Annotated in this window: 8 protein-coding genes, 1 tRNA gene and 1 pseudogene; 8 read left to right on the top strand and 2 right to left on the bottom strand. The window is 67.1% G+C overall.

What is annotated here, in order from left to right:
• Positions 1 to 3: 3 nt before the first annotated feature.
• Positions 4 to 1,653, bottom strand: a complete 1,650-nt coding sequence (gene argS, locus J1902_RS02745) for an arginine--tRNA ligase (RefSeq protein ID WP_207614727.1) — start codon at positions 1,651 to 1,653, stop codon at positions 4 to 6.
• Between the two features lie 214 nt (positions 1,654 to 1,867).
• Between argS and J1902_RS02740 the strand changes: the two genes are divergently transcribed.
• The 6 genes and pseudogenes from J1902_RS02740 to J1902_RS02715 all read left to right on the top strand — a co-directional run bounded on the left by J1902_RS02740 (position 1,868) and on the right by J1902_RS02715 (position 6,427).
• A complete protein-coding gene (locus J1902_RS02740) occupies positions 1,868 to 2,329 on the top strand; it encodes an FMN-binding protein (RefSeq protein WP_207614726.1) in 462 nt (153 codons plus the stop codon).
• Positions 2,330 to 2,333: 4 nt separating this feature from the next.
• A complete protein-coding gene (locus tag J1902_RS02735) occupies positions 2,334 to 3,206 on the top strand; it encodes an FAD:protein FMN transferase (protein WP_207614725.1) in 873 nt (290 codons plus the stop codon).
• Entirely contained in the window at positions 3,203 to 4,708 is a 1,506-nt protein-coding gene (locus J1902_RS02730) for an FAD-dependent oxidoreductase (protein ID WP_207614724.1), read from the top strand. The genes J1902_RS02735 and J1902_RS02730 overlap by 4 nt, the downstream gene beginning before the upstream one ends.
• Positions 4,709 to 4,780: 72 nt before the next feature.
• A tRNA-Arg gene (locus J1902_RS02725) sits at positions 4,781 to 4,853 on the top strand.
• A gap of 239 nt (positions 4,854 to 5,092) precedes the next feature.
• A pseudogene (locus J1902_RS02720) lies at positions 5,093 to 6,108 on the top strand (M4 family metallopeptidase).
• Positions 6,109 to 6,142: 34 nt separating this feature from the next.
• A complete protein-coding gene (locus J1902_RS02715; RefSeq protein WP_207614723.1) occupies positions 6,143 to 6,427 on the top strand; it encodes a protealysin inhibitor emfourin in 285 nt (94 codons plus the stop codon).
• On the opposite strand, the gene J1902_RS02710 is transcribed toward J1902_RS02715, so the two are convergent.
• Positions 6,424 to 7,392: a GlxA family transcriptional regulator gene (locus J1902_RS02710; RefSeq protein ID WP_207614722.1), complete on the bottom strand. Its 969-nt coding sequence runs from the start codon at positions 7,390 to 7,392 to the stop codon at positions 6,424 to 6,426. The genes J1902_RS02715 and J1902_RS02710 overlap by 4 nt on opposite strands.
• A gap of 81 nt (positions 7,393 to 7,473) precedes the next feature.
• Between J1902_RS02710 and J1902_RS02705 the strand changes: the two genes are divergently transcribed.
• Both J1902_RS02705 and hrpA read left to right on the top strand, forming a co-directional pair.
• Complete coding sequence (locus tag J1902_RS02705) at positions 7,474 to 7,644, top strand: hypothetical protein (protein ID WP_207614721.1); 171 nt, start codon at positions 7,474 to 7,476, stop codon at positions 7,642 to 7,644.
• 121 nt (positions 7,645 to 7,765) lie between these two features.
• Positions 7,766 to 11,704, top strand: coding sequence for an ATP-dependent RNA helicase HrpA (hrpA, locus tag J1902_RS02700; protein ID WP_207614720.1), 3,939 nt, complete (start codon positions 7,766 to 7,768; stop codon positions 11,702 to 11,704).
• Positions 11,705 to 11,719 lie beyond the last annotated feature (15 nt).

Raw genomic sequence — 11,719 nt, 5'->3', positions numbered from 1 at the left:
TCTTTACATCCGTTCCGGCGCAGAAACGCCCAGCAGTTCAAGGCCGTTGGCCAGCACCTGGCTGGTTGCGTCGTTGAGCCACAGACGCGTGCGGTTGACGTCCTGGACAGGCTCGTCGCCCAGCGGCGACACCCGGCAGGCGTCGTACCAGCGGTGGTAGGCGCCGGCAATGACCTCGAGATGGCGGGCAACGCGGTGCGGCTCGCGCAGCTCGGCGGCCTTTGCCACGATGGACGGGTAGCTGCCCAGGTAGGAGAGCAGCTCGTTCTCCGTGGCGTGGTCCAGGAGCGATGCATCAAACACGGAGCGGTCGACGCCGGCCTCAGCGGCATTGCGGGCAGTGCCGCGGGACCGCGCGTGGGCGTACTGGACGTAGAACACCGGGTTCTCGTTGCTGTTCTTCTTCAGCAGCTCCGGGTCCAGCGTCAGCGGGGAGTCGGCCGGGAAACGGGCCAGCGAGTAGCGGACGGCGTCCTTGCCGAGCCAGGAGATGAGGTCCTTGAGCTCGATGATGTTGCCGGCACGCTTGGACAGCTTGGCACCGTTGACCGAGACGAGCTGGCCGATGAGGACCTCGATGTTGGCCTCGGGGTCGTCGCCCGCACAGGCGGCAATGGCCTTCAGGCGGTTGATGTAGCCGTGGTGGTCGGCGCCGAGGAGATAGATCTTCTCGATGAAACCGCGGTCCTTCTTGGACAGGTAGTAGGCGGCGTCGGCGGCGAAGTATGTGGGCTCGCCGTTGGCGCGGATCATGACGCGGTCTTTGTCGTCCCCGAAGTCGGTGGTGCGCAGCCAGACCGCACCGCCGTCGTCGAACACGTGGCCCTGCTCGCGGAGGCGCGCCACCGCGGATTCGATCGCACCGCCGTCGTGCAGTTCCTTTTCGGAGAAGTAGACGTCGAACGCCACGCCGAAATCGGCCAGGGTGTCCTGGATGTCGGCCATCTGGGCCTCATAGGCGGCGGCCCGGATCACCGGCAGGGCGGCCTCGTCCGTGAGTTCGCGGATGCCCGGGTGGGCCTTGAGGACCTCCTCGCCGAGTTCCACGATGTACTGGCCGGGGTAGCCGCCCTCCGGGACACCACGGCCGTGGAGGCGGGAGAGCACCGAGTTGGCGAAGACGTTCATCTGCGAGCCGGCGTCGTTGATGTAGTACTCGGCCGTGACGTCCGCACCGGAGGCGCGCAGCACGCGGGCAATCGCATCGCCCAGGGCAGCCCAGCGGGTGTGGCCGATGTGCAGCGGTCCCGTGGGGTTGGCCGAGACGAACTCCATGTTCACGATGTGGCCTGCGAGCGCCTGGTTGGTGCCGTAGGCGGGACCGGCCTCCACAATGGCCTTGGCGAGCGCACCGGCGGTGGCGGCGTCGACCGTGATGTTGAGGAAGCCGGGGCCGGCGATCTCCACGCCGGTCACGCCGGAGATCGACGTGAGCCGGGCGCTGAGGATGTTGGCGAATTCGCGCGGGTTGGTGCCGGCGGGCTTGGCCAACTGCAGGGCGATGTTGGTGGCCCAGTCGCCGTGGTCCCGGTTCTTCGGTCGCTCCACACGCACCTCATCGGGTACAGCAGATTCCGTCAGGGCGATTTCGCCCGCGGCGACGGCGTCCTTGAGGCAGGCGGATATGGCAGCAGAGAGTTCTTCGGGAGTCACGCATCTAGCCTACCGGGGGCCTGCAAAAGCCGCGGAATCCTTGCCTCCGTGACATGCCCGGCCTGCTCGCCACAGACGCACAGGCAACGCACAGGAAAGAGCCCCTTTGCGCACAGGGTGAACCGCTAGGCTGATTAGGACGTTGTGAACACGCAGGAGTGGCCTCATGACGGCCATCCCAAACCCATCTTGTCCAGCTGAAACGAGCAGAACCATGACTACGCCACTTCGCAAGAGCATCTACGCCGGCATCGCAGGCCTGTCCCTGGCAGGCACCGTGGCAGGCTGCGCGCCAGCGGCGCAGTCCAGCCCCGCACCGGCCGCCACCGGCCAGGCCAGCAGCCAGGCCGGCTCAACGTCTTCCACCGGCTCCACAGCGGCCGGCTACAAGGACGGCAGCTACAGCGCCGACGGTAGGTACACTTCGCCGAACGGGCAGGAGACCGTGGGAGTGGAGCTCACCCTCTCCGGCGGCACGGTGTCCGCGGTGAACATCACCGTTCACCCTTCCAACCCGAACACCAGGAAGTTCCAGACCGAATTCAAGGACGGCATCGCGGCACAGATCGTGGGCAAGAAGCTCAACGATCTGAACGTTTCCAAGGTGGCGGGCTCCTCGCTGACCAGCGGCGGCTTCAAGCAGGCCGTGGAACAGATCAAGTCCCAAGCCAAGTAGCCTGATGCCGCACCCTGGCTGGAGCGCTTTCCGTTTCGAGGGGATCGGGACCCACTGGGAAATCTCGACGCCGGTTCCGCTGGGTCCGGAGGTCCGGCGCCGCGTGCTGGACACAGTGGAGGAATACGACCACACCTATTCCAGGTTCCGGAACGATTCCATCGTGGCCGCACTGGGCCGGAAGCCCTGCAGCGTCAGCCTGCCGGAGCACGCCGCCGCACTCCACTCGGTGTTCGCCTCTTTGTACCGGCTCAGCGGCGGCGCCATGACTCCGTTGATCGGCAGCAGCCTGGAACGCCTCGGCTACGGCCCGGACTACGCCCTGCAGCCGCGGGGAGACGCGGCGGCCCCCCCGCGCTGGGAGGACGTCCTGGAATGGAACGGTTCCACGCTGACGGCTTCCGCGCCGATTGTCCTTGACATCGGCGCGGCCGGCAAAGGCCAGCTGGTGGACCTGCTGGCCGGAGTCCTCCGCAGCGCCGGGCTGGATGACTTCCTGGTGGACGGCAGCGGCGACATGCTGCACTCGGGATCCCAGCCGGTGACGGTGGCCTTGGAACACCCCTACGACCCCAGCGAGGCGATCGGCACCGTGATCCTGGACAATGCCGCCCTGTGCGCCTCGGCCGCCAACCGGCGTGCCTGGGGGGACGGGCTGCACCATGTCCTCGACGGGACCACGGGACGGCCCATCCAGACGGTTGTAGCCACCTGGACCATGGCAAGCAGCGCCCTTGAGGCCGATGCCCTGGCCACCGCCCTCTTCATGGTCGAGGCCTCTGTCCTGGAGCGCGCGTTCAGTTTTTCCTGGCTCGCCGTATTTTCCGACGGCAGTGCACGGTTTTCCTCCGCCTTTGACGGGACACTGTTCTCATGAACGCCTTGAAATCCCGTGTGGACACCTGGCTGGGACGCTTCACCATGTACCGGCTGATCCTCTGGGTCCTTGCGGTCCTGGTGGCTTTCAGCATGGTGCTCAATGTGCTTGGCTGGCTGACCTTCGGCCTGCCCCAGATGCTGGTCCACCTCGCCCTGTGCCTGGGGCTGACGTACGGGGCCAACCGGCTGCTGGCACCTTTGTTCCGGGTCAAGCCGCACTCCGAGTCCTCCCTGATCACCGGGTTGCTCATCTATTTCCTCTTCTGGCCGACCTTCGCGGTCCTCGACATGGCCGGCGTTGCCCTTGCTTGCGTCCTGGCCACCGTGTCCAAGTACGCCCTGGCCTTCCGTGAACGGCACATCTTCAACCCGGCGGCCTGCGGAGCCTTCATCACCGGACTGACGGGCCTGAACATCGCCACCTGGTGGGCAGCCACCCCGGCCATGCTGTGGGTGGTGGTGCCGGGCATCCTCCTGGTCCTTTACCGCACCCGGAAACTGCTCATGGCTTCCGTGTTCCTGGTGGTGGCTACCAGCATTGTCTGCGTTGAGCTGCTAGGCCACGGCTCAACATTCGCCGAGTCATTGTGGCAGCCGCTCGCGCAGCGGCCGCTGCTGTTCTTCGTCGGCTTCATGCTTTCCGAGCCGCTCACCCTGCCGCCGCGCCGCTGGCAGCAACTGGCGCTGGCCGCCGTCGTCGCGGTTGTTTTCGCGGTCCCCTACAACCTGGGGTTCGTGGCCAACTCGCCGGAACTGGCGCTGCTTCTGGGGAACGCGATCGCCTTCCTGCTCGGCCAGCGCGGCGGCGTGCTGCTGGCCTTCAAGGGCTCCCGTGCCCTGACCCCGGGGAACACCGAGCTCCGCTTCGAACCCAAGCGCCCGGTCCGCTTCGCGCCGGGCCAGTTCATGGAGCTGAACCTGCCGCACACCGGCTCAGACGGGCGGGGCCGGCGCCGGGTCTTCAGCATTACCAGCGCGCCGGATTCACCCGAACTGACCTTCGGCGTGGGTACCGCCGAACCCGTGTCCACGGCCAAGAAGGCGCTGCTTGCGCTGCAGCCCGGCGACGTTGTCCGTGGCACGGCCGTGGGCGGGGACTTCCTGTTGCCCCGCGACGCCGGCAGGCCGGTGCTGCTGATCGCGGCGGGCATCGGGATCACGCCGTTCCTGTCCCAGCTGGCTGCCGGGGCCGGCCGCACCAGGGACACGGTGCTGCTCTACCTCGCCCCGAGCCGGGCCGAGCTTGCGGGACTTGAGGAGCTGGAGGCCTCCGGCGCGCGGGTGATCGCGCGGTTGGCGGACGGATCCGCTCCCCCGGCGTTCATGCACGACGCCGGCAAGGAACGCATCTACGCCGGCTCGCTGAAGCAGCTGGTTCCGGATATTTCCACCCGGGAGGTGTACGTTTCCGGGTCTCCGGCCAGCGTTGATTCGCTCCGGGCGGCCGCCCGGGGCGCGGGCGCCCGCCGCGTGCGCGTCGACTCATTTGCCGGGTACTGACGCGGTTTTTCATTGCGGCCGGTGGCTGCTAAGCTCTAGGACGTCCCACCGGCAACGGAGGGATCCCCGGATGCCCTCGTAGCTCAGGGGATAGAGCGTCTGCCTCCGGAGCAGAAGGCCGTAGGTTCGAATCCTATCGAGGGCACAAGCGACACCCCGCCAGCACAGCTGGCGGGGTGTTTTTTGTTGACCCGGCGGTCCGCTATCACTTGCGCCGCTTCCGGACATGTCGGAGCCGGCCCGCCCAAATGTCGGACCCCGCTCCTAAGCTTGCTGTACTTGGCCGCGCAGCGGTTGTCTCCACCGCTCCTGACAGCTGTCCATGGACAGTTGTCAGGAGCTACGAAGGGGTTTGCCGTGATCTGTTCCATCGTCCCGCCTTACATGCTGCGGAAGCTCGCCGCCCAGGATGAACCGCGTCTTCGGGCAGTTGCCCGCGCGGCCAAGGAATCCCTGCTTCACATCAGGAGCCTGCAGGCTGCGCGCGCCTTGGCTGCCCCGGCGACTCCGCCCGGCATCCGGCAGGCCAAGCCCGGGCCGCCCAAGCGGACCATCTACGACGCCGGCACGTCGGAGAAGCTCCCGGGGAAGCTCGTCCGCAACGAAGGCGAGGCCGCCACCGGCGATGCCGGCGCCGATGAGGCCTACGAGGGCCTGGGCAGCACGCACAGGCTGTATGCGGAGGTCTTCGGGCGGAATTCGATCGATGGCGCCGGGCTGCCCCTGGATGCGACGGTGCACTTCGGCAGGCTCTACGACAATGCCTTCTGGGACGGCAGGCAGATGGTCTTCGGCGACGGAGACGGCCAGATCTTCCAGCGGTTCACCAAGTCCTTGACCGTGATCGGCCATGAACTCGCCCACGGCGTCACCCAGCACACGGCGGGCCTTGTCTACCGCAACCAGGCCGGGGCACTGAACGAGTCCATGTCCGATGTCTTCGGCGTGCTCGCGGAGCAGTTCCTCAAGCAGCAGTCCGCGGAGCAGGCAAGCTGGCTCATCGGCGAAAGCCTGTTCACGGAGCAGGTCCAGGGGGCCGCGCTGCGGTCGCTGAAGGCGCCGGGCACCGCTTACGACGACGACGTCCTGGGCAAGGATCCGCAGCCGGACTCCATGGACGGCTACGTCCGGACCAGCGCCGACAACGGCGGCGTGCACATCAACTCCGGCATCCCCAACCGCGCCTTCTACCTGGTGGCTTCCGCCTTGGGCGGCAGGGCCTGGGAGGCTCCGGGCAGATCTGGTACGGGGCACTTACAGGTGGCTCCCTGCCGACCACCTGCACGTTCGGCCGCTTCGCCAAGGCGACGGCGGCCTCCGCCCAGGAGCTTTTCGGCGCCGGATCCGCAGAGCATGACGCCGTCCTGAAGGCGTGGGAGACTGTGAAGGTAAAGCTCTAGCAGCAGGAACCAGCGCACCACGGAAGCCGTCACCATGAAGATCACGGTCAGACGCAGCGGCGGGCTTGCAGCCCTCACGCAGATCTGGACGGTCGAAGCCGTCACCATCGACGACAAACGCCGGTGGATGCCGATAGTGGAGGCCTGCCCGTGGGACAATGCCGACGCCCGGTCGGCCGCCAACCAACCCGACCGCTTCATGTACGCCATCCGGGCCGGGCAACGCCGGGCAACGTTGCCGGAAAAGGCAGTCACCGGCCCCTGGCAGGTCCTCGTGGAGAACGCGAAGACCGAGGGCCAGGAGTCGCGCCGCCGCTAGAACGCCTCGGCCAACTGCCCCCGGAAGGCCCTGCGGTAGGACTGCGGGCTCGTGTCCAGGACCTTGGTGAAGTGGTGGCGCAGCAGCACGGAGTGGCCAAACCCCGCCTCCCGCGCAACTTCGTCGATGTTCAGTTCCGTGGTTTCCAGCAGTTCCTGCGCCCGGAGGACCCTCTGCGAATTGAGCCAGGCCGCCGGAGTGGCCCCGGTTTCCGCCCGGAAGCGGCGGGCAAAGGTGCGGGCGGACATGTGCAGCCGCGCCGCGAGCTCGTTGACGCTGTGGTCCTGCTCCAGGTTCTCCACCATCCAGCGCAACAGTTCCTCCATCGGGGCCGAGCCGCAGCGCGGCATGGGCCGGTCGATGAACTGGGCCTGGCCGCCGTCGCGGTGTGGCGGTACCACCATGTCCCGCGCGATCGCGGCAGCGACGCTCGCGCCGAGCTCAACCCGCACCAGATGCAGGCAGGCGTCGATCCCGGCAGCGGTTCCGGCGCTGGTGATGATGGTTCCGTCCTGGACGTAGAGGACGTTTTCATCCACGATGATGGCCGGATAGCGGCTGGCGAGGTCCTGCGAGTAGTGCCAGTGGGTGGTGCAGCGCCGCCCGTCCAGCAGCCCGGCGCATGCCAGGGCATAGGCCCCGGAGCAGATGGACATGACCCAGGCGCCGCGGGAGTGGGCGGCCCGGAGCGTGTCCATTACGGGTTCGGGAACATCCTCGTCGCGCCCGTACGGGGCCATGATGACCAGGTCGGCGTCGGCGGCCGCCTCAAGGCCGAGGTCCACGTGCATCGAAAGGCCTGATTTCATCCGGACGTCCCCCGGTTCCGGCGTGCAGACGCGGAAGTCGAATGCCGGAACGCTGCTGCCGCGCTCCGAGCGGTCGATTCCGAAAACTTCATATGCCGTCCCGAACTCGAAGATCGAGAAGTTGGGGACAACGATGACCGCCACTGTTTTCAACATGTCTCCAGTGTGGCAGAAAATTGTCTAAATGGGTCATTTCTGCCACTGTTTTGTGGAAGGCGCCGGGACGAGGATTGAGCCATGGAAATCTTCGGAATTGTAGTGTTCATCGTTCTGGTCACCACCATCGCCGCCACGGTTTCGGCTTTGCTCCGGGACGGCCGCGGCCACACCCCGCCGGTCACGTCCGAGCAGCCCTGGAGCAACCTGGATGCTCCCAGCACCGCCTACTGGAGCCCCCGGATCTACTGATCCGGGGGCTCCGCCCTGGTAGTAGCAACCCGCCCTGCAGCATTGCGGACCGGGAACTGCGGGCAGGGGTCCGGGGCAGGAGAGGCCAGTCCCCCGCGGCCACAGTAGACTGGCTGCAGCCATGACACTTCATATTTCCTACCCCGCAGAGCTGCCCGTTTCCGAGCGCCGCGAGGACCTGATGGCGGCCATCGCCGCCAACCAGGTGACCATCATCGCGGGCGAGACCGGTTCCGGCAAGACCACCCAGATCCCCAAGATGTGCCTCGAACTCGGCCTGGGCGAGAAGGGCCTGATCGGCCACACCCAGCCGCGCCGCCTCGCCGCCCGCACGGTGGCCGAACGCATCGCCTCCGAGCTGGATGTCGAGATCGGCCAGGAGGTGGGCTTCCAGGTGCGCTTCACCGGCGAAGTCAGCGCGGCCACCAAGATCAAGCTCATGACGGACGGTATCCTGCTCGCGGAAATCCAGCGCGACAAGCTGCTGCGCAAGTACAACGCCATCATCATCGACGAAGCCCACGAGCGCAGCCTCAACATCGACTTCATCCTGGGCTACCTCAAGCGCATCCTCCCCCAGCGCCCCGATCTGAAGGTCATCATCACCTCGGCCACGATCGACCCCGAGCGCTTCGCCAAGCACTTCGAGACCGAGGAATCCCGCGCCCCGATCATCGAGGTCTCCGGCCGCACTTACCCCGTGGAGATCCGATATCGGCCCCTGTCCCAGCCGGCTGGCGGCGCGGACGAAGACTCCTCCGACGACGAGCTTGAGGAGGACCGCGATCCCCTCGATGCCGTGTGCGACGCCGTCGACGAACTCGCCAAGGAAGCCCCCGGCGACATCCTGGTGTTTTTCTCCGGCGAGCGCGAGATCCGGGACGCCGCGGAGGCCCTCAACGGCCGCATCCAGTCCAACCGCCGGCTCGCCGGCACTGAAGTGCTCCCCCTGTTCGCACGGCTGAGCCTGCAGGAACAGCACCGCGTCTTCAACCCCGGCGGCAAGCGTCGCATCATCCTGGCCACCAACGTGGCCGAAACGTCCCTGACGGTTCCGGGCATCAAGTACGTCATCGACACCGGCACCGCCCGCATCTCGCGCTATTCGCACCGCACCAAGGTGCAGCGGCTGCCGATTGAACGCGTCTCCCAGGCCTCGGCCAGCCAGCGCTCCGGCCGCTGCGGGCGCGTCTCCGAGGGCATCGCGATCCGCCTCTACTCGGAGGAAGATTTCGAGTCCCGCCCGCAGTTCACCGATCCGGAGATCCTGCGCACCAACCTGGCCGCCGTCATCCTGCAGATGACCGCCATGGGCGTGGCAAGGGGCCCCAAGGACGTCGAAAACTTCCCGTTTGTGGAGCCGCCGGACTCGCGGGCCATCAACGACGGCGTCACCCTCCTGCGCGAGCTCGGCGCCCTGGCTCCGGCCAGGTCCGGCGACGAGCCCGCCCGCGGCGGGCTGACCGCCGTCGGGCAGAAGCTTGCCCAGCTCCCCGTGGACCCACGGCTGGGCCGCATGATCGTGGAGGCCGGCAAGCGCGGCTGCGTCAAGGAGGTCATGATCCTGGCCGCGGCCCTGACCATCCAGGACCCCCGCGAGCGCCCTACGGACAAGCAGCAGCTGGCCGCCGAGAAGCACGCACGCTTCCGCGACGAGCACTCGGACTTTACCGGCTTCCTCAATCTGTGGAACTACATCCAGGAGCAGCAGCGTGAGCTGTCCTCCACGCAGTTCCGCCGGCTATGCCGGAATGAATTCATCAACTACCTGCGCGTGCGCGAATGGCAGGACCTTTTCCAGCAGCTGCGCCAGCTCGCCAAGCCGCTGGGCATCACCATCGACAACAAGCGCGAGGCCGATCCCGTGGGCAACTACGAGGGCATCCACATGAGCCTGCTCTCGGGGCTGCTGAGCCACATCGGCCTGCTGGATGAGCGCAAGCGCGAATATGCCGGAGCCAGGGGCAGCCGCTTCGCGATTTTCCCCGGTTCGGCACTGTTCAAGAAGTCGCCGGCCTTCGTCATGGCGGCCGAGCTCGTGGAGACCAGCCGGCTCTGGGCGCGGGTGGCGGCCAGGTTCGATCCGCTGTGGGCGGAGCAGGTTGCGCCGGACCTCGTGAAGCGCTCGTACAGCGAGCCGCACTGGTCCACCCGTATGGGCGCGGTCATGGCGCACGAGAAGGTCATGCTCTACGGCGTGCCGATCATTGCCAGCCGCCGGGTCAACTACAGCCGGGTGGATCCCGAGCTCTCCCGCGAGCTGTTCATCCGCCATGCCCTCGTGGAGGGCGACTGGAAGACGCACCACAAGTTCTTCCACCGTAACCGGGCACTGCTGCACGAGATCGAGGAACTCGAAACCCGCATGCGTCGCCGCGACATCCTGGTGGACGACGAGACTTTGTTCGAGTTCTATGATGCCCGGGTCGGCAAGGACGTGGTGTCCGAACGCCACTTCGACAAGTGGTGGAAGGACGCCCGGCAGGCAGACCCCGCGCTCCTGGACTTCGACCAGTCTCTACTGATCAGCGAGGACGCCGAATCCCTGGACGATTCCGCGTACCCCAGGACGTGGCTGCACAAGGGCTTCGAGCTGCCGCTCAGCTACGAGTTCCACCCCGTGGCTCCCGGCTCTCCCCCGAACCCCTCGGACGGCGTCACCGCCGAGGTGCCCGTGCTGTTCCTGAACCAGCTCGACGACGCGGCATTCCGCTGGCAGATTCCGGGCCAGCGCGTGGAGCTCGTGACTGCACTGATCAAGTCGTTGCCCAAGCAGATCCGGAAGAACTTCGTTCCCGCACCCGATGTTGCGCGCCAGGCGACCGCCGCACTGGAGGCAGGGTTCGATCCCGCCGAAGACAATCTTGAAGCCTCCCTCGAACTCGTCCTGCGCAGGCTCCGCGGCCACATCATCCCGCCGGGGTCCTGGACTTGGGACGCCGTGCCGCAGCACCTGCGCGTCAGCTTCAGGGTGGTGGACAGCCGCGGCAAGGTCCTGGACGAGGGCAAGGACCTCGCAGCCCTGCAGGAGCGGCTGGCACCGGCCACCCGCCGGGCCATCGCCGAATCGCTGGGGGCGACGCCCGCGACGACGGCCCGCGCCAAGGGGCCCAAGGGAAGCGGCGCGCCGGCGTTCGCCCTGGGCGCAGGGTCCCCGAACGGGGCCACCGCAGCCGCTTCCGGCGGATTCGCCGAGCGCTCCGGCATCACCGAATGGAATTTCGGGCCGGTGGAACGCCAGGTAAGCCGCACGGTCAAGGGCCATGCCGTGACGGGCTTCCCGGCCATCGTGGACGAGGGCAGTTCCGTGGCCCTGCAGGTCTTCCAGACGCGCGCCGAGCAGGAGGCCGCGATGCGCGGCGGCGTCATCAGGCTCCTCGCCCTACGGATCCCTTCCCCGGACCGCTATGTCCTGGAGCACCTGAGCAACACCGAGAAGCTGACCTTCAGCCAGAACCCGCACGGCTCCGTGAGCGCGCTGATTGCGGACTGCGCCCTGGCCGCCGTGGACAAGCTCACGCCGGCCGAGCTGCCGTGGGACAGCGCCGCTTTCGATGCCCTGTACGAGGTGGTCCGGGCGGAACTCATCGACACCGTGTTCACGGTGACGGCCGTCGTCGAGCGCATCCTTGCGAGCGCCCGGCGCATCGAAAAGCAACTGAAGGCAAGCACCAGCCTGCCGCTGATCAGCGCGCTCAATGACATGAAGAGCCAGCTGGAACAGCTGGTCTTCCCCGGTTTTGTAGCACGGACGGGCTACGCCCAGCTGAGCCAGCTGCCACGGTATCTCCAGGCGGTCGAGAAGCGTCTGGAGAAGCTGCCGGGCAACGTCCAGCGGGACGGCCTGAACATGGCCGTGGTCCAGGGCTTGGAGGACGACTACGACAACGCCGTGGCCGCGCTGCTTCCGGGCCGACGGGCGGGGGCTGAGTTAACCCGCGTGCGCTGGATGATCGAGGAGCTGCGGGTGAGCCTGTTCGCCGTCGAACTCGGCACCGCCTATTCCGTCTCGGAAAAGCGCATCCGCACGGTGCTGAACCAGGCGCTCGCCCCGGCCTGAGGTCCCGGCTAGGGC

Origin of the sequence: Arthrobacter cavernae, assembly GCF_017368795.1 — a bacterium.
Taxonomy (GTDB): domain Bacteria; phylum Actinomycetota; class Actinomycetes; order Actinomycetales; family Micrococcaceae; genus Arthrobacter; species Arthrobacter cavernae.
This window is presented reverse-complemented; position numbering and strand designations above follow the sequence as displayed.